At 50.4% G+C, this 25,361-nt stretch carries 20 protein-coding genes; 8 read left to right on the top strand and 12 right to left on the bottom strand.

Annotated elements, in window-relative coordinates; all coding sequences use genetic code 11:
• Positions 1–31: 31 nt before the first annotated feature.
• Entirely contained in the window at positions 32–1,339 is a 1,308-nt protein-coding gene (locus DCX48_00850; protein ID QXE13176.1) for a cytosine permease, read from the bottom strand.
• A gap of 273 nt (positions 1,340–1,612) precedes the next feature.
• On the opposite strand from DCX48_00850, the gene DCX48_00845 reads away from it, so the two are divergent.
• Positions 1,613–2,554, top strand: coding sequence for a LysR family transcriptional regulator (locus DCX48_00845; protein QXE13175.1), 942 nt, complete (start codon positions 1,613–1,615; stop codon positions 2,552–2,554).
• Here the strand turns inward: DCX48_00845 and DCX48_00840 are convergent.
• From DCX48_00840 to lrp, 6 genes are all read right to left on the bottom strand, one after another.
• Complete coding sequence (locus tag DCX48_00840; protein ID QXE13174.1) at positions 2,540–3,694, bottom strand: MFS transporter; 1,155 nt, start codon at positions 3,692–3,694, stop codon at positions 2,540–2,542. The genes DCX48_00845 and DCX48_00840 overlap by 15 nt on opposite strands.
• A 314-nt stretch (positions 3,695–4,008) precedes the next feature.
• Entirely contained in the window at positions 4,009–5,304 is a 1,296-nt protein-coding gene (locus DCX48_00835; protein ID QXE13173.1) for a serine--tRNA ligase, read from the bottom strand.
• A gap of 103 nt (positions 5,305–5,407) precedes the next feature.
• Complete coding sequence (locus DCX48_00830) at positions 5,408–6,751, bottom strand: replication-associated recombination protein A (protein QXE13172.1); 1,344 nt, start codon at positions 6,749–6,751, stop codon at positions 5,408–5,410.
• Between the two features lie 7 nt (positions 6,752–6,758).
• Entirely contained in the window at positions 6,759–7,370 is a 612-nt protein-coding gene (lolA, locus tag DCX48_00825; GenBank protein ID QXE13171.1) for an outer membrane lipoprotein chaperone LolA, read from the bottom strand.
• 212 nt (positions 7,371–7,582) lie between these two features.
• Complete coding sequence (locus tag DCX48_00820) at positions 7,583–10,993, bottom strand: cell division protein FtsK (GenBank protein ID QXE13170.1); 3,411 nt, start codon at positions 10,991–10,993, stop codon at positions 7,583–7,585.
• Between the two features lie 114 nt (positions 10,994–11,107).
• On the bottom strand, positions 11,108–11,602 hold the full coding sequence (gene lrp, locus DCX48_00815) for a leucine-responsive transcriptional regulator Lrp (protein ID QXE13169.1): 495 nt from the start codon (positions 11,600–11,602) through the stop codon (positions 11,108–11,110).
• 584 nt (positions 11,603–12,186) lie between these two features.
• On the opposite strand from lrp, the gene DCX48_00810 reads away from it, so the two are divergent.
• The 6 genes from DCX48_00810 to DCX48_00785 all read left to right on the top strand — a co-directional run bounded on the left by DCX48_00810 (position 12,187) and on the right by DCX48_00785 (position 19,570).
• A complete protein-coding gene (locus DCX48_00810) occupies positions 12,187–13,149 on the top strand; it encodes a thioredoxin-disulfide reductase (GenBank protein ID QXE13168.1) in 963 nt (320 codons plus the stop codon).
• Between the two features lie 236 nt (positions 13,150–13,385).
• Entirely contained in the window at positions 13,386–15,152 is a 1,767-nt protein-coding gene (gene cydD / locus DCX48_00805; protein QXE13167.1) for a cysteine/glutathione ABC transporter permease/ATP-binding protein CydD, read from the top strand.
• The gene (gene cydC / locus DCX48_00800) at positions 15,152–16,891 is read left to right on the top strand and encodes a cysteine/glutathione ABC transporter ATP-binding protein/permease CydC (protein QXE13166.1); all 1,740 of its coding nucleotides are present in this window, start codon (positions 15,152–15,154) and stop codon (positions 16,889–16,891) included. The genes cydD and cydC overlap by 1 nt, the downstream gene beginning before the upstream one ends.
• Positions 16,892–16,924: 33 nt before the next feature.
• Positions 16,925–17,629 carry a leucyl/phenylalanyl-tRNA--protein transferase gene (locus DCX48_00795; GenBank protein QXE13165.1) on the top strand — a complete coding sequence of 235 codons (705 nt, stop codon included), beginning with the start codon at positions 16,925–16,927 and terminating at the stop codon, positions 17,627–17,629.
• Positions 17,630–17,744: 115 nt separating this feature from the next.
• Positions 17,745–17,963, top strand: a complete 219-nt coding sequence (locus DCX48_00790) for a translation initiation factor IF-1 (GenBank protein QXE13164.1) — start codon at positions 17,745–17,747, stop codon at positions 17,961–17,963.
• A gap of 140 nt (positions 17,964–18,103) precedes the next feature.
• On the top strand, positions 18,104–19,570 hold the full coding sequence (locus tag DCX48_00785) for a PLP-dependent aminotransferase family protein (GenBank protein QXE13163.1): 1,467 nt from the start codon (positions 18,104–18,106) through the stop codon (positions 19,568–19,570).
• Here DCX48_00785 and DCX48_00780 read toward each other — a convergent pair.
• The 4 genes from DCX48_00780 to DCX48_00765 all read right to left on the bottom strand — a co-directional run bounded on the left by DCX48_00780 (position 19,562) and on the right by DCX48_00765 (position 23,291).
• Positions 19,562–20,041: a carboxymuconolactone decarboxylase family protein gene (locus DCX48_00780; GenBank protein ID QXE13162.1), complete on the bottom strand. Its 480-nt coding sequence runs from the start codon at positions 20,039–20,041 to the stop codon at positions 19,562–19,564. The genes DCX48_00785 and DCX48_00780 overlap by 9 nt on opposite strands.
• A gap of 242 nt (positions 20,042–20,283) precedes the next feature.
• Positions 20,284–22,557 carry an ATP-dependent Clp protease ATP-binding subunit ClpA gene (gene clpA / locus DCX48_00775; protein QXE13161.1) on the bottom strand — a complete coding sequence of 758 codons (2,274 nt, stop codon included), beginning with the start codon at positions 22,555–22,557 and terminating at the stop codon, positions 20,284–20,286.
• A 29-nt stretch (positions 22,558–22,586) separates the two neighbouring features.
• A complete protein-coding gene (gene clpS, locus DCX48_00770; protein ID QXE13160.1) occupies positions 22,587–22,907 on the bottom strand; it encodes an ATP-dependent Clp protease adapter ClpS in 321 nt (106 codons plus the stop codon).
• A gap of 186 nt (positions 22,908–23,093) precedes the next feature.
• Positions 23,094–23,291 carry a hypothetical protein gene (locus tag DCX48_00765; protein QXE13159.1) on the bottom strand — a complete coding sequence of 66 codons (198 nt, stop codon included), beginning with the start codon at positions 23,289–23,291 and terminating at the stop codon, positions 23,094–23,096.
• A gap of 40 nt (positions 23,292–23,331) precedes the next feature.
• Here DCX48_00765 and cspD point away from each other — a divergent pair, with 40 nt between their 5' ends.
• Entirely contained in the window at positions 23,332–23,553 is a 222-nt protein-coding gene (gene cspD / locus DCX48_00760; protein QXE13158.1) for a cold shock-like protein CspD, read from the top strand.
• Between the two features lie 120 nt (positions 23,554–23,673).
• Here the strand turns inward: cspD and DCX48_00755 are convergent, their stop codons facing one another.
• Positions 23,674–25,338 carry an ATP-dependent endonuclease gene (locus DCX48_00755; GenBank protein ID QXE13157.1) on the bottom strand — a complete coding sequence of 555 codons (1,665 nt, stop codon included), beginning with the start codon at positions 25,336–25,338 and terminating at the stop codon, positions 23,674–23,676.
• Positions 25,339–25,361: the final 23 nt, after the last annotated feature.

The following is a 25,361-nucleotide window of genomic DNA, read 5'->3' as shown; positions in this document are numbered from 1 at the left end:
AACCCCTATTTAAAAATAGGGGTTCAAGCAATTACATTCCCACTCGTGGGAATATCTTACGCAAAGCGACATATACCGCCATACTCACCATTATTCCATCTAAAGCAGAAATAGAGCTAATAGTAAGAACATTGAAAAAATCTGTCGATGTCAAGAGGCTAACCAAACTTCCGCATATCCACGCTGCAGCGGCCCCAATGTTCAGATTCTTCGGTTCTGATATATCGATCTTTGATGGTGATAAGTCAAAAAAGTAATATTCAGCCAGATATACACCAGCGATTGGTGAAACTATCACCCCCAATAATGAGAGAAATTGGGTAAAATTATTAATCATCCCGTTGTAGGCGAAAAATAATCCGATAAAAGCCATCAAAATCACTAGCGTAGGTCGTGACAATGCCCGGATAACCACAGAGAGCCCTAACGATGCGGAGATTAGATTTGAGCTATTTGTTGTCCATTGAGCAAAGATTAAAATCACAATGGCTGACATGCCCAGCCCAATACTAAAGAATATTTCGACAAGATCATCGCTACCGACCAGATGGGTCAGTAAAAGCGCAACTAAGATTGTCGCGCTATTACCGAAGCAAAAGCCTAATCCTGCCCCTAAGATGGCGTCTTTACGTGTTTTGGCGTAGCGCGCAATATCAGGGGACATAATACTAGCCGCAACTATCCAGATAGAGACAACATAAGAGATTGCGCTTCCCATACTAATGGGATTTTTAATAGTTATTGTTGGTGGTGTAGAGTGATCAACTGCGGCCAAATAAATCCCTGTTACTATCAGGATCAGCATTAAAGGAACGCTAAACATGCTGAGCCGTCCTAATGATCTGACTCCCCAAATAGCTGTTAATGCCATCAGTATCATGCCAAATAGTAAGATAGGAAAACGGCCGGGTTCAAAATGATAATGAAGTAATGCCTTTTGTAGCATGGCACCAAAGAAATCAAGCTGGAAAGCGAACCACCCCACTAAAGAAACCGCAGAGAATATGCCGATAAGTTTGCCGCCAAATTTGCCAAACACCGAGATACTTAACAACGTCGTCGATAGTCCACAGCCATAACCCACATTAGCGCATAATGCTGCAAGCACACCGAGCAAAGCAGAACCAATAAGCGTAGCACTGACGGCCTGAGAAAATGGTAACCCACCGCTCAAAAAAGTACCAAGGAACAAACCTGAAATATCAATTCCGATCGCCAACCATATTAACGTAATTACATACCAGCGTTTTCTGGCTTCGGCAGGGACAGGTTCGTATTCGTAATCATAGATTTGCCGCTCCTGTTGTTGTTTTTCAGGCACAGCATTCCCTTGAGACATAACTCCTCCATTGAATAAGCAGCAAATAATTATTGTATCGTTGTGATATTTTATAGAGGTTGTCTGGCGACGTATAGAACAATGGTGTTGTCAGCAAGCTAACAACACCATTGTGCTTATGAGAGACCCTGATGTGACGCATAAAACCACGCTTTTTCGTGGTAACCACATTACTATGCGGCTTAACAGTAAGATAAATGGGATTCATATCGATTAATACAGATATATTTTGATGTTAACATTCAGATATGTAATGTATGCGAAGGAAATGCTATGCGCTTAGATAAACTGGAGATTCGCTGGTTAAAGCTTTTTTGTAAAATCGTTGAAAAACAAGGAATTACCAACGCACAAACCGTAACTGGATTAAGTCAACCCGTCCTAAGCCACTACCTGTCTCGACTCGAGGATACACTTGGGCTTGTTTTGTGTGAACGTGGTCGCGGGGGTTTTGCCTTAACAACGGAAGGTGAAGTGGTCTATCAGGAAGCAAAATCTGTCATTTCCACGCTCGATGATTTCGCTAACAGACTAGCCCGTATCAAACATCAGCTTATAGGTAAAGTAAAACTAGGCTGCTTGGATAATATCGCCACACATCCCAACAACGTTGTATCACAAGCTATATCCCATCTTTATGACCAAAGCCCGGAAGTCAACGTCGAAATCGAAATTATGGAATACCTTCCGCTCATGGAACGGCTAAAAAACGGGCATCTCGATGTTGTTCTAAGCGCCCTACCCGATGACATCCCCGCAGACATTTTCTATCAGCCCGTCTTTGTTGAACATAGCTACTTTTATTCTCTAGCAGAAAATGCTGAGATGATCGAACGTGAATGGCTTGAGGGTGAATTAAATCCTCGCAGGCTGTTAATTGGTGGGCATGCCGTCAACGAGATATCTAAACAGCTAGGTTCTGTATCAAAGCAAGGTTACCACCAGACAGCTTGGCATCTAGAAGGAAGCTTGTTACTTCTGCTCGCGGGAACCCATATTGGTTTTCTTCCCGACCATTATGCAGCATCGTGGGTGGAAAAAGGGAAGCTTGCGGCAGTTGCTCCAGATCGTTTAAAGCTAACCAGCATATTTTATCTGGTACGAAATGCAAAACAACGCCTTAGCCCGGTAGCCGAGGCGCTGTGGAACAATATGGTAGACGCGGGACAAAGCTCGTTGGCCAGCCTTGATACCGCTAACTCAGGCAGCAGCTAATGGCGTTGGATGATGATCGGCTTTTCTGAGCAATATCATCAGGTAGATCATCGCTACCGCGGCAATTAGTACGAACAGTAATCGATCAGAATAATTCTGCATCAACACCGCAGCAACGCTTGGCCCGCAAAGACTGCCAAGCGTGTAGCTAAGGAGTAACGCCTGATTCATCGCCACCAACTCTTCAGGACGCACCTTCTCACATGCCCACGACATAGCGACCGGGTATAGCGTAAACCCTGCGCATCCCAATAAAAATAGCGACGGTGCCATGGCATAGTGACTAATGCTTAGCATGGCAACACAGCCAATAATCACCACAAAGACTAACACCCGAAGAACCAACAACCGACCATAGCGGTCAGCCATACGCCCAACAGGCCATTGCCCGACAATACCTGAGCTAATCAGCAGCGCCATCCAGTACCCAACCTGCGCATCATTCATTCCTTGATGGGAGAGGTACAGCGGCATCAGGCCATACAGCGATCCTAAAATTGCGCCGGAAATAATACAGCCGTGTATTCCTAGACGCGCACTGCGATACCTCAGCATTTTCCACATATTGACATGCTTTTCGTGCTGTTCGGGCGGAGTAGGAAGATGAGTACACAACAGAGGTAATACAGCCAAAGTAACTAACGCGACCATCCACGGCAGCACGCTCAATAATGATGTAGGCAACACGCCAAGCAATAGCTGTCCAATCACGCTACCGAGGTAATAGGCAATCATATAAGCAGCCAGCAGTTGTCCTCTCTGCGTCGACGTTCCACTACATAACAAGGCGCTTTCAACCACAACCCAGATCAATGCGCAACCTATCCCTGCCAAGAAGCGCCAGAATAACCAACTGCCGATATCCGCAGAAATACCGAGGCCAACGATCGCGATGCCAAATAATAAAGCCGCAAAATAATAGCTGCGGTTGAAACCATAAAGTTTGATTAATTTACCGGCTAATAGCGTTCCAACCAGATTGCCACCGAAATAGGAAGAACCAACGAGGCCAACCTGCCAGACAGGAAGAGACTGATAACTTAGCCAAAGTGGGACCAACGTATTTAATACTGCAATACAAACCGTCAGCAGCAGAAGTCCACAGAGCAATAACAGCACTGGGCGGGAATAAGCAGACATAGCGAGTGAATAACCAAACAACCGGAGAAGAGTGAGCGCATCATGCCATTGCGTATATAAAAGTCAATCCGAGCAAAAAGTGCTAAAACGCCTTTCTCAAATTGTGGATTGAAAGAATTAATCAATACTCGCTGAAGGGTCGTCACCCTTGAAAGCAGAAGGTTAGTATTTGATTGATTTTAAAACATTTTAATCTTAAAAGTTAAGTAGCACGGGCGGCATGATATAGATAAATTATTTTTACGATAAAAAAATATTACCGAACATGAGACGTAAAAAAAGCGCCCTTAGGCGCTTAATTCAAATAGCAGCGATTAGCCAATAAATTCCAGCCCGCCCATATAGGGGCGCAGTACTTCAGGAATTTCAATGCGGCCATCGGCCTGCTGATAGTTTTCCAGAACGGCCACCAGTGTCCGGCCAACCGCCAGACCAGAACCGTTCAACGTGTGAACCAGTCGAGTCTTCTTATCGGACTTGCTGCGACAGCGGGCCTGCATACGGCGCGCCTGGAAATCCCACATGTTTGAGCAGGAAGAAATTTCACGATACGTGTCCTGCGCTGGCAACCAAACTTCCAGATCGTAAGTTTTGGTGGAGCCAAAGCCCATGTCGCCAGTGCACAACAATACCTTACGATAAGGTAATTTAAGCAGTTGCAGCACCGTTTCGGCGTGGGTCGTCAACTCTTCCAGCGCCTGCATGGAATCCTCAGGACGGACGATTTGTACCAGTTCAACCTTGTCAAACTGGTGCATACGAATCAACCCACGCGTATCACGACCATACGAACCCGCTTCTGAACGGAAGCAAGGTGTGTGTGCGGTCATTTTCAACGGTAAAGATTCTTCATCCAGAATTTCGTCACGTACTAGATTGGTCAGCGGGACTTCAGCAGTCGGGATCAGCGCGTATTGGCTGCTTTCTGCTTCTTCGCTTAAGGGATTGGTGTGGAACAGGTCTTCACCAAACTTAGGCAACTGGCCCGTACCATATAACGTGGCGTGGTTTACCAGATAAGGCACATACGCTTCCTGATAACCGTGCTGTTGTGTATGCAAATCCAGCATGAACTGGGCAAGCGCACGGTGCAGACGAGCAATCTGTCCTTTCATCACGACAAAACGCGCACCGGTTAATTTCACCGCAGCGGCAAAATCCAGTCCGCCAGCCATCTCGCCGAGTTCAACATGATCGCGCACGGCGAAATCATACTTACGCGGCTCACCCCAGCGGGTAACTTCTTTGTTCTGTGATTCATCTTTCCCAAGCGGCACGGAGTCGTCCGGCAGGTTCGGGATCGTTAACGCCAGATCGCGAATCTCATTCTGCAACTGATCCAGCTCTGCTTTCGCAGTATCCAGCTTTTCGCCTAATGTATTAACTTCACGACGCAAAGGCTCGATATCCTCACCGCGTGCTTTCGCTGCACCAATCTCTTTCGATCGGGAGTTACGCTCTGCTTGCAGGCTTTCGGTTTCTACCTGCAATACTTTACGACGTTCTTCCTGCTTACGCAGGGTCTCAACATCCAGCTTAAAGCCTCTGCGAGCCAGTAACTTTTCGGCGACTGCGTCTAGCTCATTACGCAGTAAATTGGGATCGAGCATGCTAATCCTGTGCTTATGATTATCAAATGAAATGGTGGCGTACACGGCGCGCTACGCGGCCGGCTTCAGAAAATACCTTAATAACCTTACCGCAACGCTTAGTTCAACGGTAGCGTTTTGTCGGGCTATTTTGATCCTGAGTAGCAAGCCAGGCGAGCTTTTCACCAATTTTGCCCTCAAGGCCACGTGAGGTAGGCGCATAATAGTGCGTATCGGCCATTTCCGACGGAAAGTAACTCTCGCCAGCCGCATAGGCATTAGGTTCATTGTGCGCATACCGATATTCTGCTCCTAGTCCCATTTCTTTCATCAATCGGGTAGGTGCGTTGCGCAAATGTTCGGGAACATCATAATCCGGCTTCTCGCGCGCATCCTGCATCGCCGCTTTGAAAGCGCTATATACTGCATTACTTTTTGGCGCACAGGCCAGATAAACAATCGCCTGAGCGATAGCCCGCTCGCCTTCTGCGGGGCCAACGCGAGTGAAACAATCCCAGGCGGAAATAGCGACCTGCATCGCTCGTGGATCAGCGTTACCGACATCTTCCGAAGCAATTGCCAACAGCCGTCGAGCAACATATAACGGATCGCCACCGGCGGTGATGATTCGGGCGTACCAATAGAGTGCTGCATCCGGCGCTGAGCCTCTTACCGATTTATGCAACGCTGAAATTAGATCGTAATAGCGGTCGCCCTTGTTATCAAAGCGGGCACTACGTTCGCCAGCGATTTCATTGAGGAGTGCAGGCGTCAGGATACGCATGCCCTGCGCGTCAATTTCCGCCATATCCGCCATCATTTCCAAGCTATTCAACGCACGCCTGGCATCACCATTGACCAATTCGGCTAGCATCCGCCCAGTCTCGGCAGGCAAAACAATATTCTGCCCACCATAACCACGTTCACTGTCACTCATCGCTTGCAGCAACACCTGCTCGATATCTTCCGCCATCAGCGCTTTCAGCAAATAAACACGGGCTCGAGATAACAACGCGGAATTAAGCTCAAAAGAAGGGTTTTCCGTTGTCGCACCAATAAAGGTGATCGTTCCATCTTCGATATGCGGTAAAAACGCATCCTGCTGACTTTTGTTGAAACGATGGACTTCATCGACAAACAAAATGGTACGTCGCCCCGCATTACGATTTTGTCGGGCACGCTCGATCGCTTCACGAATTTCTTTGATGCCGGACGTCACAGCAGAAATGCGTTCAACATCGGCTTGGCCATAATGCCCAATCAGTTCTGCCAGCGTGGTTTTTCCCGTTCCTGGCGGCCCCCAAAGAATCATTGAGTGCAACTGCCCCGCCTCGATAGCTCGTGGCAGAGGCTTACCAGCACCAAGCAGGTGCTGTTGACCGATATATTGCGCCAATGTCGCTGGCCGCATACGCGCGGCCAGCGGTTGGAACTCGTTATGGGAAAAATCAAGTGACAGATTGCTCACTCTTACCTCACTGACGCTGATCGTCCAGCGTGACCCCTTTCGGCGGTGTGAAAGTGAATTGCGCAGCATCCACCGCGCCGTTTTGCTGGTTCTTCAGCACATAAGTGCTCCGCTGCCCATCCTGTTCCGTCGCGGTAAACTGCTTGATCGTGCCGTTTGTCGTCACATTAATCGCGAACTGCTTCAGATTGCCGCTCGCTGACTTCGGCGTAAGTTCAAAATCATCGCCTTTCTGACGCACATCGTATTTATTCCAATCGCTGGTATCGTTACGTGTAATCAGAATGAACGGCGTATTTCCTGTTGCATCTTTCAGCCAGGTTGCCGTGACTTGTTCAACAAACGGGTTGTAAAACCAAAGTGTTTTACCGTCAGAAATCAACGCGCTTTCATCAGGCGACGTGGTTTTCCAGTTAAATAAGTTAGGGCGTTTCAACCACAGTTCGCCTTCCCCTTCCTGCACCGCTGCACCATCGGTGCTAGTTACTTTCTGGCTGAAGTTCGCATGGAAACTGTTTACTTTATTGAGGCGACCCTGCAAATCTTTTGCCGCGTCCGCATAGACAGCGGTTGAGGTAACACCTGCAATCAGGCAACTGATAGCTAACCACTTTTTCATACGCATAATCCTTTGAATTTCTAAATATAACGCGCCTTCGTCTAGCGAGGTCAGACGCTTCACATAGCGCCCACGTATTCGTAGATCTATGTTATCTGAACCCACTTGAGCGGGGATAGGTGAATTATCCGCTTATTGCCGCTTTTACGCTTCTTTGCATAAGGGCTGCTCGCGCAGCCCTTAGAGGGAGTGGTTTCAATCAATACAGTGCTCTATTCCATTGATGGCGGAGCCAAGACCTCACGGTTACCATTGTGCCCAGGAGAACTAACAATGCCCTGCGCTTCCATTTGCTCAACGATTCGCGCAGCACGGTTATAGCCAATTCGGAACTGGCGCTGTACGCCGGAAATAGAGGCACGACGCTTATCGACCACAAATCCTACAGCTTGATCGAACAAAGGATCGAGTTCTTCATCGCCATCAAGACCGAGGCTTCCACCTTCAGCATCATCACCGCCGCTGACAATATTATCGATATATTGAGGGCGGCCGCGCGCTTTCCAGTCTTGAACGACAGCATGAACTTCCTCATCGCGCACGAAAGCGCCATGAACGCGGATAGGTATTGAGGAGTTAGGTGCCATATACAGCATATCCCCCATTCCCAGGAGCGATTCCGCGCCACTTTGATCAAGGATAGTTCGTGAGTCGATCTTGCTGGAAACAGTAAACGCAATACGCGTCGGAATGTTCGCTTTGATCAGTCCGGTGATTACGTCGACCGAAGGACGCTGGGTCGCCAGTACCAGGTGAATCCCCGCAGCACGCGCTTTTTGCGCCAGTCGGGCAATCAATTCTTCAACCTTCTTACCCACAGCCATCATCAGGTCAGCAAATTCATCAACCATAACGACAATGTACGGCAGTTTTTCCAGCACTGGCGGAGTCATATCCATACTGTCGCCCGGCTTCCAAAACGGATCGGGAATCGGACGACCCATCGCATTTGCTGTCATCACGCGTTCGTTGTATCCCGCCAGATTACGCACGCCAAGCGCTGACATCAGTTTATAGCGACGCTCCATTTCACCGACACACCAGCGCAGCGCATTTGCGGCATCCTTCATGTCAGTCACGACCTCCGTCAACAAATGCGGAATGCCTTCGTACACGGAGAGTTCCAGCATTTTTGGGTCGATCATGATAAAGCGTACGTCTTCAGGCGTGGCTTTATACAACATACTGATGATCATGGCGTTGACGCCGACCGACTTACCGGAGCCCGTCGTACCAGCAACCAACAGGTGTGGCATTTTCGCCAAATCAGCAACGACAGGTTCGCCTGCAATATCTTTCCCCAACACGATTGCCAGCGGTGAAGGGTTATGTCGGAATGCATCGCAGTCCAGCACTTCTCGCAGATAAACCGTCTGACGGTGTGCATTCGGCAATTCCAGTCCAACGTACGGCCTACCGGGAATAACCTCAACAATACGCACGGCAACAACTGACAGTGAACGCGCCAAATCGCGCGACAAATTCGAGATACGCGCTGCTTTAACACCCGGAGCCAGATCCAATTCAAACCGTGTGATTACCGGTCCAGGAGAGTGATCGACCACATCCGCTTTTACCCGAAAATCAGCCAGACGCGCTTCAATCAATCGCGCCGTTTGCTCTAGAGCAAAATTATCAACAGGCGCTTCGCTTGTCGGCGGCGAGGTCAACAAATCCAAAGTTGGCAGCGGCGTAGTCGGCTTCTGCAACGGTTGTTCATTACGCATCAGGAACGGATGAATCAGGCCATCCATTGCCGGATGATGCGCTGGCGCTGTTGCATTTTCCTGTCGCGTAACGTCAACAGGCGCTGACGTCGATTGCACTGGCTGATCAAACATCAACGGATTGCGCTCGTCGCTCTCGTCCTCATCAGCATGCATCGGCGGAAGATCTGGCTCAGTGTTATAGGTTGGCTGCGAATACGTGGGTTCGCTCGACGTACGTGGCTCAGGCTCGCGCTCACTCTCCGCGCTAAACGGTGAGAATGAAAAAGCGTTATGCGGCACCACAGGGTTTGACTGAATAGGCTCACTGGTCACAGGCGGTGTTATCGGAGCACGAATGTGTTCATCGTGCTCCGACGAACTGGCGTCATAGCGTGACTGCTGTTGTGCATCGAAATCTCTGGCTAGCTGTGCTTGCAGAAGCGCGTCTTCATCATCTTCCTGTAACGGGTACTCATCACCGTAACGCTGGCGCTGCTGGTCCAGATACGCTTGCTGCAATGCAGCTTCTTGCTCGGCGACATCATCCAGCGTCTCTTCCTGATACACGTCGTTCGTCAATTCCATTTCTGCACTACCGCTCTGCGCCTGTAGCCTTGCTTGCTCTTCGGCCAGACGCTGTGACGGTAACTTGATTCCGTATGACGCCAGTTCACGGCGCGTAGGAATACGCACGGGATTAGGACGCGGCAATTCAGGCCCTACGCCGCGTTTAATCTGCAGATTATCATCGGCATCAGCACTGAACGCGGGCATAAAGGTGTTGTTCACATTGAAATCTGTCTCACGTGCTGGTTGTGGCGGTTCAGCAAACGGTTGGACTATCGGTGACGTTACTATCGGCGGTACAGCACTATTCTCGTAAGTATTCCCGTAAGGCATAGACGCACTGCTATGGATCTCAGGCGAGGTCATAATCTCCGGCATCGCGATAGGCGCATCAGGGACTTCAAACGAATACAACGGCGGGTTCAGCGACGGTGTCGAATCAATCGCTGATGGGGTAACGGGCAGCACAACCTCAGATAATACCGAATTCACTACCGGCGCTTCTGCTAACGAGATCGGTTGTGTAGTAACTGGCGCATTTTCGGTTAAAGAGGATGCTTCTTCTATCTTGTCATCCATCGCAGTGTCGTTTACGACACCAGCAACGGAAGGCGTAGAAAACAGGACATCATCGTCATCACGCTGTTGTGTTATGGCTTCGCCTGATACTTCATCATGCTGCACGTTAAGCGCATCACGCTCATCGTCTTCACGGTAGTCCTCATCGCGGCGCGAACGGTTTGACATAAATGTCAGACAGGCCAACACACCCGCGCCGATTTTTTCGGCAATGGTTAACCATGACCAGCCGGTAAACAGCGTTAACCCTGCGCCCCAAACGCACAGCAGAATGAGCGTCGCACCCATGCTGTTGAAACGTGGGATCATTGAGCTGCTCAACAGGCTTCCCAAGACACCACCGGAAGCGAAATAATAGAGATCGTCAATGTTCAACGCAGCCAAACCACAAGAGGTCAGGATCAGCGCCAATGTCCCTATCAGGCGAAGTGAAAAGGTAAAATATTCAATAGACTGGTGGTTATCACGCTGGCGGAAAGCAGCCCAGCACAGGGATAACATAATCGGCGGAATGGCATAGGCCAGAACGCCAAAAATAAAGAACAGCGTATCCGCCAACCAGGCACCCGCCACACCACCAAAATTATGGATAGGCTCATGCCACGCAGTCTGTGACCAACTGGGATCCGAGGGGCTGAAACTGAGTAGTGCGACACTGAGATAAACCGCAAAAAGTGCCACTACGATTAAAATCGCTTCAAGCAAACGACGTGTTCCGTTGAGTTTTTTCAGGGTAACGTCTTTATCTTCTGTATATTCCTGGCTCAAGAGTCTCTCCAGGGGCCTGTAAGGTTTATGACAAAGCGCCGAGAAAACCCGGCGCTGGGACTGTATAAATTCACAGGAGTGTAGCTGAATTTATCGGGTTTTGCACCCACACGTTTATCGAGTCTTAATGACCAGACGATTACTTTGCTTCACTTCTTCCATCACCACGTATGTACGGGTGTCGTTAACGCCCGGCAGACGCAGCAGCGTTTCGCCCAGGAGCTTACGGTAAGCGGACATGTCCGGCACACGCGTTTTCAACAGGTAGTCAAAATCACCGGAAACCAGATGGCATTCCTGAATTTCTTCTAGCTTCTGCACCGCAGTGTTAAACTGTTCAAACACATCAGGCGCACCGCGGTTTAGCGTTATTTCAACAAAAACTAGCAGTGACGCATCCAGATAATGCGGGTTTAGCAGCGCTGTGTAGCCATTAATGAAACCCTGTCTTTCCAGACGACGTACACGCTCCAGACAAGGCGTTGGTGATAGCCCAACCCGTTTGGAAAGCTCGACATTGGAAATACGCCCATCTTTTTGCAATTCGTTCAGGATGTTACGATCAATACGATCGAGATCTTTTCCTGGCCGTTTTTTAGTGTCTACCATTATTATTGTCTCTCTTCACTTTCCCTGCACACGCTTTACCCCGATAGACCTCATGTATCAGAGTTACCCTTAAAGAAGACACGCTGCCTATTTTGTATATCAACAGTATTCACTTCTCGTTCTCGCCCTACGCATTACTCACCCGCGAAGAAGACCATCACGTCATATCCATGGCCCAAAAGACCTACCTGCGCAGAAACGAATAAAAAGCCGAGCTTTTAACTGTCCACATACAAAAAATTTCCTCTTACCCAGATGTTTTCGCAAATGCACAGCCGATTGTCAAAGCAAAACAACGAAAATCAGAAGAAACTGCCAGATTGGATAAGCCAGAGCCATTCACCAAGGTGGCTTCAATCATTTTACTTATGAATGTGGCTGATTTTTCAGCGATTTGTCATCACCATCGTCATTAACGATTAAACAAATAGCCAGCAACTTTTCTGCATACTTTTTTTACTCCTGTAATTTCCTTACAATCGTTCTCATTGTCCGTGGTAGATATGTTCATAGTAATAAATTGTTCATAGTAAGGAAGTCTATTGCCGTATGAGCATTATCCGCCGTCATGAAATGAGGAAAGCATGGGTACCGTTAAACATCACAAGTTATTGATTCTGGGTTCAGGCCCAGCGGGTTACACTGCCGCAGTTTATGCTGCACGGGCGAATTTACAGCCAGTATTGATCACTGGTATGGAAAAAGGCGGTCAGTTGACGACCACGACCGAAGTAGAGAACTGGCCGGGCGACGCCGATGATTTAACTGGCCCGCTGTTAATGGAGCGTATGCACGCACACGCAACCAAATTCAATACCGAAGTGATCTTCGATCATATTGAGCGCGTTGATTTGCAGAACCGTCCATTCCGTTTATTCGGTGATAGCGCCGAGTACACCTGTGACGCGCTGATCATCGCTACAGGCGCATCAGCTCGTTATCTTGGCCTGCCATCTGAAGACGCGTTTAAAGGCAAAGGGGTTTCCGCCTGCGCAACCTGTGACGGATTCTTCTACCGTAATCAGAAAGTCGCCGTTGTTGGTGGCGGGAATACCGCAGTAGAAGAAGCGTTGTATTTGTCTAACATCGCTGCGGAAGTGCATTTGATCCACCGTCGTGAGACGTTCCGTTCAGAGAAAATCCTGATCGACCGTCTGATGGAAAAAGTTAAAAACGGCAACATCATCCTGCATACCAACCGTACGCTGGACGACGTGCTGGGTGATGACATGGGCGTAACCGGTGTGCGCATCCGCGATACACAAAGCGATACTGCAGAAGAACTGGAACTGGCTGGCGTATTTATTGCTATCGGCCACAGCCCGAATACGGCCGTGTTCGGCGGTCAACTGGCGTTGGAAAACGGTTATATCAAAGTGCAATCCGGCATTCACGGCAATGCGACACAAACCAGCATTCCTGGTGTCTTTGCCGCAGGCGACGTAATGGACCACATCTACCGTCAGGCGATTACTTCCGCGGGTACAGGCTGTATGGCTGCACTGGATGCTGAGCGCTACCTGGACGGACTGACCGTCAATAAGTAGTACGATACTGAAACGGAGCGGCAACTGCCGTTCCGTTTTCTTCCTTCCGATTTGCCTTCCGCAACACAAAAATTGATCGCCTACCCTATTTCCCCTCTCCTTTTCATTTGCAGCGCGTCCCGCTCGCGGTAACATGGCGGCATTCTGCATGATAGAAGATAATTTTGTTAACTCATGGTTACATAAGAGTTATTTTCTGTTAAGTCCATTTCTGCAACATAACGAACTGGTGCCTGATGAAAAAAACCAGACAGCAAGAACTGACCGCCTGGCTGAAACAGCAAAGTAAGCTGGCGCAACGTTGGCTACGGCTTTCACGGCTGCTTGGATTCCTGAGCGGCGCGTTAATCGTGGCACAAGCCTGGCTGTTAGCCACCTTGCTTCATGCCTTGATCATCGATCATGTCCCACGTGAATCCCTGCTCTCCCCCTTTCTTCTGCTAATCGCCACATTTATTCTGCGCGCACTCAATAGTTTGTTACGCGAGCGTGTTGGTTTTCTTTGCGGACAAGCGGTTCGGCAGCACATTCGTAAACTGGTATTGGATCGATTGCAACAGCTTGGCCCAGCCTGGGTACAGGGTAGACCCGCTGGCAGTTGGGCAACGATGATTCTTGAGCAGGTTGATGATATGCAGGATTATTACGCCCGCTATCTGCCGCAAATGTATCTTGCCGCTCTGATCCCGCTACTTATCTTGATCACGATCTTTCCGCTCAACTGGGCAGCGGGTCTGATTTTACTTCTGACAGCACCACTCATCCCTTTGTTTATGGCGCTGGTCGGTATGGGCGCAGCGGATGCCAACCGGCAAAACTTTCTGGCGTTAGCTCGCCTGAGCGGACACTTCCTTGACCGCCTACGCGGGATGGAGACGCTACGTTTGTTTCATCGCGGTCAGGCTGAAACCGAACAAATCCGCCATGCTTCCGAAGATTTCCGTAGCCGCACCATGGAAGTGCTGCGCATGGCGTTTCTCTCCTCGGGCGTCCTTGAATTTTTTGCCTCCATTTCGATCGCGGTTGTCGCTGTCTATTTCGGTTTTTCTTATCTCGGTGAGCTGAATTTTGGCCATTATGGAATGGGCGTGACGCTCTTCGCCGGTTTTCTCGTGCTGATTCTGGCACCTGAATTCTTTCAGCCTTTACGCGACTTGGGCACTTTCTATCATGCCAAGGCACAGGCTATTGGCGCAGCAGAATCGCTGGTGACTTTTTTGGCAGAGGAAGGTGAGACAGTCGGCGGAGGCGCACACGAATTCAGCAGCAATACCGCGATTGCCATTAAAGCGGAAGACCTGGTTGTCCTCGCACCGAATGGCACACCATTGACTCAACCGTTGACGTTCGATATTCGTGCAGGCGAACGTATCGCGCTGGTCGGTATCAGCGGAGCAGGGAAAAGCTCTCTGCTTAATGCGCTACTGGGGTTCCTGCCTTATCGCGGTTCATTAACAGTGAATGGTCAGGCATTGAACGTGCTTACGCCTGAATCATGGCGAAAGCAGTTGAGTTGGGTTGGACAAAACCCCCATTTGCCGGAACAGACGCTGCGCAGCAATATTCTGCTAGGCAATCCGCAGGCCAGTATCGTGGCGTTGCAGCAGGCGATTGAGCGCGCTTATGTGCAAGAATTTTTACCACAGCTTCCACAGGGGTTGGAAACCACGATCGGTGACGGTGCCGCGCGTTTATCCGTTGGGCAAGCACAGCGAGTCGCCGTTGCCCGTGCACTCATTCATCCTTGTAATTTACTGCTGCTGGACGAACCATCAGCCAGCCTGGATGCCCATAGCGAGGAGCTCGTTATGACGGCGCTGAACGAGGCTGCACGTTCCCAGACTACGCTGCTAATCACACATCAGCTCACCGATATCACCGAGTATGATGCAATTTGGGTGATGGAAAGCGGTCGGTTAGTTCAACAGGGGGATTATCAAACACTCCAAGCCGAAATAGGCCCCTTCGCGGCGCTGCTGGCACAACGACAGGAGGCGCTGTAATGTCTCAGATGAAAACGATGCGGGTATTAAAACCGTTTCTGGCACTTTACCGTCAGCACTTCTGGTATTTGAGTCTGGGCGTGGTGCTGGCGATTGCTACTATGCTGGCCAGCATCGGTCTACTCGCCCTATCCGGCTGGTTTCTAGCGGGCTCCGCACTGGCAGGGATCGTCGGGCTACTTACTTTTAACTACATGCTGCCCGCCGCTGGCGTGCGGGGCGCTGCCATCGCGCGTACGGCTGGACGCTATGGTGAAAGAGTCGTCAGCCACGATGCCACATTCCGCGTTTTACTGCGTCTACGCGTTTTCACATTCTCCCGCATTCTGCCGCTCTCCCCCGGAGGACTAGCACAATTTCGTCAGGCCGAACTACTAAACCGGCTCGTGGCTGACGTTGATACACTCGATCATCTTTATCTTCGTGTTATTTCACCCATCATCAGCGCCTTCGCCGTCATTCTTATCGTTTGTTACGGTCTGAGCTTCATTGATGGTTCGCTGGCTCTGACGCTTGGTGCCATCATGCTGACGTTACTGCTGTGCCTGCCCGTTCTCTTTTATCAGGCAGGGAACGGCATCGGGCAGGACTTGACCGCGCTGCGCGCACAGTACCGCCTTCAGCTTACAACCTGGCTGCAAGGTCAGGCGGAGCTGACCGTCTTCGGTGCGCTCGATCGCGTCCGTCAGCAGTTGGCTCTGGTGGAAATTAACTGGCTGCGTCGCCAGCGTCAGCAGGCCAATCTTACCGGTCTGTCTCAGGCTGTGATGATTTTATGCAGTGGGCTTACCGTTACCCTGATTCTGTGGCTGGCTGCCGATGGCGTTGGCGGTAACCCACAGCCCGGAGCATTGATCGCCCTCTTCGTGTTCGCTTCGCTTGCCGCCTTCGAGGCGCTGGCTCCCGTTACAGTGGCCTTCCAACACATGGGGCAAGTTATTGCGTCCGCTGCTCGGGTCGATCAAATCATTCGCCAGCCCGTTGACGTCACGTTCCCAATGCATGGCCCACAAACCTCGCGCACGGCCTCACTTGAACTCTCACATGTCGGCTTCACTTATCCCGGTCAGCCACAGCCCGTGCTGCAAAATATCTCCCTTTCCATTCAGCCGGGAGAGCATCTGGCGCTGTTGGGACGTACTGGGTGCGGAAAATCCACGCTATTACAACTGCTGACTCGGGCATGGAATTGTGAATACGGGGATATTACGCTGAACGGGCACGCCCTTACCGATTGGCGGGAAGAAGATCTCCGCGCCATGATGAGTGTGGTGCCGCAGCGCGTACATATTTTCAGCGCAACGCTGCGCGATAATCTGCTGCTGGCGGCCCCAACTGCACCGGACGAAAAACTGGCTGAGGTATTACAGCAGGTCGGGTTAGAAAAACTGCTGGAAAATGAGGGACTGAACGCCTGGCTGGGAGAAGGTGGTCGCCAGCTATCCGGTGGCGAACAGCGTCGTATCGCTTTAGCTCGTGCCTTATTACACGATGCGCCGTTAGTTTTGTTGGATGAACCCACTGAAGGGTTGGATGCAGAAACCGAAAAACGTATCCTGCAACTGCTCCGCCAACACTGTGCTGATAAGACTTTGATCGTCATCACTCATCGGCTATATGGTTTAGAATCGATGGATCGCATCTGCATTCTCGATGACGGCAAGGTGATCGAACAGGGCAGCCATCAGGCTTTGATGGCACAACAAGGGCGCTATTGGCAATTTCGCCAACACGTTTAAGGCAATTTCAATGAAGCACAACGTTTGAACAACATGCGTCTATATCAGTTATCGTCTCAATCGCTTCAGTTTCCTGACCCGAATCATGCACTAGATAACCCCAACGGCCTGCTGGCCGTTGGCGGCGATCTCTCCGTTGCCAGGCTGAAGGCAGCTTACCGGCAAGGCATTTTCCCCTGGTTCTCTCCCGGTGAACCTATCTTATGGTGGTCTCCGAATCCGCGTGCGGTTCTGCTTCCCGGCGAACTCCATCTTAGCCGCAGCATGAAAAAATTCCTGAAGCGCCATACTTTTCATGCCACGCTGAATCAGGCGTTTGATGATGTTATTCACGCCTGCGCGCAGGAACACCATGACGGCACCTGGATTACGCCGGACATAATTTCAGCTTATCGCCAGCTTCATCAGGTTGGGAAAGCACATTCCGTCGAAGTGTGGCACAATGGCGCACTGGTTGGTGGGTTATATGGTATTGAACAAGGGCGATTATTTTGCGGTGAGTCAATGTTCAGCCGTATGGATAATGCCTCAAAATATGCGCTGCTGGCGTTTCAACAGCATTTTATTCGCCACGGCGGTCATTTGATTGATTGTCAGGTGTTAAATTCCCATACAGCGTCGCTTGGCGTGAGTGAAATTCCACGCGATCGCTTTCTGCAACAGCTTTCCCAGTGGCAGGATATCGCTGTCGAGGAGGGTTGTTGGCTACCACAGCAGCTCGCAGAACCGGCATTCTGATAGCAGAAACCGAGTAAATAACGCCCCAAACGTGAACGCTTCTTTACATAATGTCGGTTTTTCGGCATTATCTTGCGGTTAAAAAATAAAGATAGTATTAGACCTAGAGGATTCGATGGCCAAAGAAGACAATATTGAAATGCAAGGCACCGTGCTTGATACGCTGCCCAACACCATGTTCCGCGTTGAATTGGAAAACGGGCACGTGGTTACCGCTCATATCTCCGGTAAAATGCGTAAAAACTATATCCGCATCCTGACGGGTGACAAAGTCACTGTAGAGTTAACCCCGTACGACCTGAGTAAAGGCCGCATTGTCTTCCGCAGCCGTTAAGCGGTTCGCTCATCGCTGATAACAGCGGTATATGAGGATGTGACTCCCTCTCCAGCCCTTTCCTTCATGGCAAGGGCTTTGTTTTTTAGAGCTAATAGTTTTTAGAGCCAACAGTTTTTTTGGACAATAATCTGCTTGTCATGGATTCCACTATGAAGCCTGGCTCTCACTTATTTTCACCTCTTTCCTTTCAGGAGAGTACGCCGCTCTATCGTCAGCTTTATGAGCGGGTGCGCCGGGCTATCAGCGTAGGCCTATTGTTTCCGGGCGACCGTCTACCTTCTGCTCGCATGCTTGCTAAAGAACTCGGTGTTGCACGCGGAACGATAGAACAAGCCTACTCATTACTTATTGCCGAGGGCTATCTACAGGCTCACGGACAAGCAGGGACGCGTGTAAATCCTGATTTACCCTCAGCATCCCTTCCCGTTGCAGAGACACCAGTATCTCCCTCAGCTCCAGACGATGAACAACAGATACTATGGCGTCCATCGCAATTATTGCCCTTTCAAATGGGCGTTCCCGCTTTTGACGCCTTTCCGCGCAAACTGTGGGCTCGACTGGGTGCACGCTACCTTCGCAGCATGCAATTACCGGATTTGGATTACCCTGCGCCTTATGGTTTACCAGCACTAAGAAACGCCATCGCCTCTTATCTGCAAGTGTCACGCGGCATTGACTGTACAGCAAATCAGGTATTCATCACCTCGGGTTGGCGCGCCAATTTGCAACTCGCGACGTTGGCTCTGCTGAAATCGGGGCAACGCGTATGGGTCGAAGATCCCGGTTATCCCCCCACTCGCCAGTTGCTATCACAATCTGGATTATGTCCGATCGCAGTATCCGTTGATCGTGAAGGAATTAACGTCGAACGCGGCATCGCGCAGGCGAATGATGCCAGTATGGCCGTTGTCACTCCCGCGCATCAAAGCCCCTTGTCCATGTCGTTGTCGCTTCCTCGCCGGCAAGCATTATTACAGTGGGCAACGGCGCAAAATGCCTGGATAATGGAAGATGATTACGATGGAGAATATCGTTATATCAGTCGCCCACTTCCGGCCCTCGCGAGCCTGGATCGTCATGGACGGGTTTTATATGCGGGGACCTTTAGCAAGGTATTATTTCCGGGGATTCGATTGGCCTATTTGGTTGTGCCCCAATCGCAGGTTGCAGCCTTTGAGCACATAAATCGAATTTTCTTCGCGTCAGCATCGCCAACAATGACGCAGTCTATCGTTGCCAGCTTCATTACTGAGGGGCATTTTGCCCGGCACATTCAGCGCACGCGACGCCTTTATGCAGAACGTCGCACGGCCACCATCACTGTGCTGCAAGGTATTTTGGGAAACCGCATACGCATCGACTCCCAGCCCGGCGGCATGCATTTAGTTTTACGCCTACCGGATAAATTTAGCGATCGGCAACTCGCCGACCGCTTGCTGGCTCAGGGAATTGCCGTTCAGCCGCTATCGCGTTGGGCAGTATCAGGGAGTGGCGATAATGCTTTACTCGTCAGCTTCACTAACTGCACCACCGTGATGGAGTCGGAACGGCTTGCCGCATTAATTCTTGCTGAATGTGAACAGCACGGAAACTCGTTAGCTTAAGTTCGCTTTTTCCAACCCGTACAGCTTATCTGCGGAACCAGGAACGACCTGAAACGCAACCCCCAGCCGGTTCCAGCCATTAATCGCGATAATCATGAACGATAAGTCAGCCAAATCCTCTTCTGACAGTTGCTCACGCACGCGTGAAAATACCGCATCCGGCACACCATGTGGAGGAAGATGCGTCAATACCTCAGTCCACTCAAGTGCGGCACGCTCACGCGGGGAGAAAAGCGGTGATTCACGCCAGACAGCCACATGGTGCAAGCGTAGCTCCCGCTCCCCATTAATCTTGGCTTCTTTAACATGCATATCGACGCAAAATGCACAGCCATTAAGCTGGGAAGCACGCAGCGTAACCAGATGGCCTATCTCAGCCAGAAACGGTTTCTTGTGTAGAATGTTATTGAACTCCAGATACTTTTTGGCAGCATCGGGAGACTTACTGTAATAATCAAGACGTTGGCTCATAGTTAACTCCAAAACTAGACAGGGTTGAGGTGAAGAGAGACAGCCACATGCCCGTTAATGTGCACAGGGTAATGCCTCAGTTCAGTAACCATGATTGTGTGAAATCTTGGCCTATCCGCCAAGCTCCAAGAATCGTATTTTCAACTGGGCCATAATGCGCAATAGAACACCAAAAGCGATAGGTGCAGCAATAAAAAAGGGATGCATCAGCATCCCTCCTCTTAGATAACACACGGTATCGATTAATTAACGCTTTCCGCTTTACGCTTCTGCGCACTCTGGAAGCCGTACGTCAGCTGTTGCGTCTCTTTATCCAGTTCTACCGTCACAGAACCCCCATCCACCAGCGAACCAAACAGCAGCTCGTTGGCCAGCGGTTTCTTCAGGCTTTCCTGCATCACGCGCGCCATCGGTCGGGCACCCATCGCTTTGTCGTAGCCTTTCTCTGCCAGCCAGTCACGCGCTTCATCGCTCACTTCCAGCGACACGCCTTTCGCGTCCAGTTGCGCCTGGAGTTCAACGATAAATTTATCGACAACCTGCTGGATGACGTCGGTCGATAGATGGTTGAACCAGATAATGCCGTCCAGACGGTTACGGAACTCCGGTGTAAACACCTTCTTAATCTCTTCCATCGCATCCGTACTGTTGTCCTGATGGATGATACCGATGGATTTACGCTGTGTTTCCCGCACGCCCGCATTGGTGGTCATGACGACAATGACATTACGGAAATCGGCTTTACGACCATTGTTATCCGTCAGCGTGCCATTATCCATCACCTGTAACAACAGGTTAAAGACGTCAGGGTGCGCTTTTTCGATTTCATCCAGCAGCAGCACCGCATGAGGATGCTTGATCACCGCATCCGTCAGCAGGCCCCCTTGATCGTAGCCAACATAGCCTGGAGGCGCACCAATCAAGCGACTGACAGTATGACGCTCCATATATTCTGACATATCAAAGCGCAGCAATTCGATATCCAGCGCTTTTGCCAGTTGTAACGTCACTTCTGTCTTACCGACACCAGTAGGGCCTGCGAACAGGAAGGACCCTACCGGCTTACGCTCCTGACCCAATCCTGCACGGCTCATCTTGATAGATTCAGACAACGCTTCGATAGCCTTGTCTTGCCCAAACACCAGCATTTTCAGGCGATCGCTGAGGTTTTTCAGCACATCGCGATCGCTAGCGGAGACGGTTTTTTCTGGAATACGGGCGATACGGGCGACAACCGATTCGATGTCACTCACGTTGACCGTTTTCTTGCGTTTGCTGACCGGCATCAAACGGCTGCGTGCACCCGCTTCATCGATCACATCGATGGCTTTATCCGGCAAATGACGGTCATTGATATATTTCACCGCCAGCTCTACCGCAGCGCGAACTGCTTTCGATGTATAGCGGACATCATGGTGAGCCTCATACTTCGGCTTCAGACCATTAATGATTTGTATGGTTTCTTCTACGCTAGGTTCAGTGATATCGATTTTTTGGAAACGACGCGCCAGCGCCCGATCCTTTTCAAAGATATTGCTGAACTCTTGATAGGTGGTGGAACCGATCACGCGGATCCTGCCGCTGGAAAGCAGCGGTTTAATCAGGTTAGCAGCATCAACCTGACCACCGGACGCGGCACCCGCACCGATAATCGTGTGGATTTCATCAATGAACAGAATGCTGTTTTTATCCTGCTCCAACTGCTTCAACAGCGCCTTGAATCGTTTTTCAAAATCACCACGATATTTGGTGCCTGCCAACAACGCACCGATGTCCAGCGAGTACAGGGTGCACTCAGCCATCACTTCCGGTACATCGCCCTGCACAATACGCCAGGCAAGCCCTTCGGCAATGGCAGTTTTACCCACGCCGGATTCGCCGACTAGTAGCGGGTTATTTTTACGGCGACGGCACAATACCTGAACCGTGCGCTCCAGTTCTTTCTCCCGGCCAATGAGCGGATCGATACCGCCAACGCGAGCCAGTTGATTCAGATTGGTGGTGAAGTTTTCCATACGATCTTCCCCTCCTGCCTGTTCTTCATTGACGGGACTTTCAGCGTTAGGTGCCTGATCGGTTTCTTCTTTACGCGTGCCGTGGGAAATGAAGTTCACGACATCCAGACGACTGACGTCATGCTTACGCAGGAGGTAGGCGGCCTGAGATTCCTGTTCGCTAAAAATGGCGACCAGAACGTTGGCGCCGGATACTTCACTGCGGCCGGAGGACTGCACGTGGAAGACGGCGCGTTGTAGTACGCGCTGGAAGCTGAGCGTCGGTTGCGTTTCGCGCTCATCGTCACTCTGCGGCAATGTTGGAGTGGTCTGTTCAATGAAGGCTTCCAGTTCCTGACGCAGCGCGGCTAAATCTACCGTGCAGGCTTCCAGTGCTTCACGGGCGGCCGGATTACTGAGCAGAGCCAACAACAGGTGCTCCACGGTCATAAACTCGTGTCGGTGCTCACGCGCTCTGGCGAAAGCCATGTTGAGACTGAGTTCCAGTTCTTGATTGAGCATAGGCACCTCTCCCAATAAATTGCCTGACTTCAGGCTTTTTCCAGCGTACAGAGCAGCGGCTGCTCGTTTTCTCTGGCATAACGATTGACTTGTACGACCTTGGTCTCAGCGACTTCAGCGCTGAATACGCCACAAATTGCTTTACCCTGATAATGCACCGTTAACATAAGCTGTGTGGCACGTTCAATATCATAAGAAAAGAACTTTTGCAGAACGTCAATAACAAATTCCATCGGGGTGTAATCATCGTTATTCAACACCACGTTATACATGGATGGCGGCTGCAATTTTTCTTTCTGTTGATCGGCGGTCAGGCTTTCCGATTGTGACCACGTACGGTTGTTTCCCATTCTCTATCCACATCATGTAACGAATATCGCGACTCGCGACATTCGTCTGTTTATTCCCAAAAAATCCGAGAAGCAGTAAATGAGTGCCTGCAACTTGAAAGATGACGGGTATCTCTACATTTACAGTAGCACGTCTACTTTTTATTTTACCACCTGAGGAATGAAATGGTTCCCGGAAAGCAAAATTCAAGTCCTGTATCCGATATATTGATTACGCAACGCGATTGTTAGTTCATCAATAGCGTTATCTGCATCAAACTTTGACAAACTCCCCTCGTCACCATGCGGTGGATCGCTTGACGCCGGGATCGATTTCACTAAAGTGTACGGAAGAATTGATGAGGTTTTAATCAATTCGTATTCGTAGTAACCAAATAACCACACCTATTACTGAAAAGAATACTCTTGCGAAGGATGTCAATGCATGGAGACAGGTACTGTTAAATGGTTCAATAATGCCAAAGGGTTTGGTTTTATCTGTCCAGAAGGGGGTGGTGACGATATCTTCGCGCACTACTCAACTATTCAAATGGATGGCTACCGGACGCTGAAAGCCGGACAGGTTGTCAGGTTTGATGTTCATGAAGGGCCGAAAGGCAATCATGCCTGCCTGATCGTCCCGCAAATCGTCGAGGCCGTATCCTGACCCCTTCTACACTACACCCTACATTTCTACTCAGAACACACGACGCTAAACAGTAAAATTAATACAATGCGACAAATGCCGTTCAGCACACTGAACGGCATTTTTTATCGCTACATGACATTAATCTGCACGCCCTCGAGCGAGCCATAGCACGCGAGAGAACATACCGCGAATGAGTGGAGGGATGGCATCGCTGCCCATCGTTGCGGCCTCCATTGCCACTTCAATCGCCAAGTCGGGTTTGGATGACCGATGGATAGCCCTAATGATGACTTTGTGCATCGATAGCGGCACTTTCTCCGGTAATTGTGCAATGCGGTGATAAACCTGACTGAACCCCTCACGATACATGTAGTGCTCCATGTCCGATGCAGGCAAGACGGTCAGATGATCTCGCTCACTTTCATCCTGTACGATTAGCTGGCTTCTTGCCGTCGCCGCATATTTTTTCCCCGCATCGTCACCATCGACCAGCACATGCCATTCAATCCCCATACGGCGCGCGAATTTCAACAATGGCCGGAGGCCCGACTGGGCAAATTCAATCACTTTTACCCCTTCCGCCTCAAAATGATGGCCGCATTGACGCGCGAGTTCATTCAACATCCAGACTTCAGTCTCCCCTTCCACCAGCAGCCAACAGCGAGCAAAGAGAGAAGCAGGTCGATTCAGACGAATATGAAACGCAATACGCCGGCTATCTTCCGCATTCATACCCTGACGACCAATGCGGTACGTCGCAACCCGTGAAGATTCCCGCACCAGACGGCACACCTGCTCCATTGGCACCAGCGACAGCAGCTCTCCTGAGTTGGTTGTCGTGACTTTCTGGAGCGGCAGTTGCGTCAGTAGCCCCCAGGCAACGGACAGCATAATCGGATGCAGCCGGGTTTCTGGGTCTTCAATCAGCAAGAGCGGACGAGCATGGGGATCCAACACCACTGAACCTTTCGCCTGTAGCAGCGTAGAAAACAGCTCTAGCAGGATAATTCGGCTACTGCGGCTATTGGGATCGGCAATCAGGCGGTTGATGTTGTCCAGCGATCGCCACGATTTACCATTGTGTGTTCGCGCATGGCGATGATGACGTCGGTCGTTACCCGTAGCATTCTGCTCGGAAAAATAGTGCTCCAGCAGTTGCTGCATCGCCACTAAGCCCTGACGCAGCTCTTTATCCGTCAGCTTCTGCGGGTTTTGCACCAACTCACGTATCAGTTGCTCAAACTGCTGAGCCAGTTTTTCATTGCTGTTATCTAACGTCGCCGCCAGCGTCCCGGAGCGCAGACGCCGCATAAAGCGCGCATCGCGCAGCCGCAATACCGGATGCAGGCGGATGATTTCTCTGGCCAGTTCATCAATATTATCCAGCGGTATCGGATGCCCGTCGGCGTCCAGAAAGCTGCGCCAGGTGAAGACTGACTGGCTTTCGTCCACCTCACCTTCCAGCCGATAAAAAACGCGGTATAGCGACTCATTTCCCTCCACCCAAACTGGGCTAAGCGAACGATAGCGAGGGGATAAATGGTGGCCGGGCGCCGTCTCGCAAAAAGTGAAAATAATCTGAAGGTGCTTTTCCCGACTGTTTTCATCCCCCGGGGTAAAATGAAAGTCCTGCATATCAAAATGATAAAGCGGCAATGTCGGCGCCAGCAGCAGCGAAAGCGCATCCAGCAGGCTCGATTTCCCCCAGGCGTTCTCCCCAATCAGCACGTTATTCTCGTCCAGTGTCAGCGACAGACGATTAATTCCCCGAAACCCCAGGATTTCAATACTTTCCAGATGCATTCTTCTCTCCTGTAGCGGCTACC

Source organism: Pectobacterium atrosepticum, from assembly GCA_019056595.1.
Taxonomy (GTDB): Bacteria; Pseudomonadota; Gammaproteobacteria; order Enterobacterales; family Enterobacteriaceae; genus Pectobacterium; species Pectobacterium atrosepticum.
The sequence above is the reverse complement of the archived record's forward strand: the minus strand, read 5'-3'. Positions and strand labels throughout refer to the sequence as shown.

Excerpts from the sequence above, each read along its gene's own strand:
- DCX48_00850 (QXE13176.1), bottom strand. The coding sequence starts at position 1,339 with ATGTCTCAAGGGAATGCTGTGCCTGAAAAACAACAACAGGAGCGGCAA.
- DCX48_00845 (QXE13175.1), top strand. The coding sequence starts at position 1,613 with ATGCGCTTAGATAAACTGGAGATTCGCTGGTTAAAGCTTTTTTGTAAA.
- DCX48_00840 (QXE13174.1), bottom strand. The coding sequence starts at position 3,694 with ATGTCTGCTTATTCCCGCCCAGTGCTGTTATTGCTCTGTGGACTTCTG.
- DCX48_00835 (QXE13173.1), bottom strand. The coding sequence starts at position 5,304 with ATGCTCGATCCCAATTTACTGCGTAATGAGCTAGACGCAGTCGCCGAA.
- lolA (QXE13171.1), bottom strand. The coding sequence starts at position 7,370 with ATGAAAAAGTGGTTAGCTATCAGTTGCCTGATTGCAGGTGTTACCTCA.
- lrp (QXE13169.1), bottom strand. The coding sequence starts at position 11,602 with ATGGTAGACACTAAAAAACGGCCAGGAAAAGATCTCGATCGTATTGAT.
- DCX48_00810 (QXE13168.1), top strand. The coding sequence starts at position 12,187 with ATGGGTACCGTTAAACATCACAAGTTATTGATTCTGGGTTCAGGCCCA.
- cydD (QXE13167.1), top strand. The coding sequence starts at position 13,386 with ATGAAAAAAACCAGACAGCAAGAACTGACCGCCTGGCTGAAACAGCAA.
- cydC (QXE13166.1), top strand. The coding sequence starts at position 15,152 with ATGTCTCAGATGAAAACGATGCGGGTATTAAAACCGTTTCTGGCACTT.
- DCX48_00795 (QXE13165.1), top strand. The coding sequence starts at position 16,925 with ATGCGTCTATATCAGTTATCGTCTCAATCGCTTCAGTTTCCTGACCCG.
- DCX48_00790 (QXE13164.1), top strand. The coding sequence starts at position 17,745 with ATGGCCAAAGAAGACAATATTGAAATGCAAGGCACCGTGCTTGATACG.
- DCX48_00785 (QXE13163.1), top strand. The coding sequence starts at position 18,104 with ATGGATTCCACTATGAAGCCTGGCTCTCACTTATTTTCACCTCTTTCC.
- DCX48_00780 (QXE13162.1), bottom strand. The coding sequence starts at position 20,041 with ATGAGCCAACGTCTTGATTATTACAGTAAGTCTCCCGATGCTGCCAAA.
- clpA (QXE13161.1), bottom strand. The coding sequence starts at position 22,557 with ATGCTCAATCAAGAACTGGAACTCAGTCTCAACATGGCTTTCGCCAGA.
- clpS (QXE13160.1), bottom strand. The coding sequence starts at position 22,907 with ATGGGAAACAACCGTACGTGGTCACAATCGGAAAGCCTGACCGCCGAT.
- cspD (QXE13158.1), top strand. The coding sequence starts at position 23,332 with ATGGAGACAGGTACTGTTAAATGGTTCAATAATGCCAAAGGGTTTGGT.
- DCX48_00755 (QXE13157.1), bottom strand. The coding sequence starts at position 25,338 with ATGCATCTGGAAAGTATTGAAATCCTGGGGTTTCGGGGAATTAATCGT.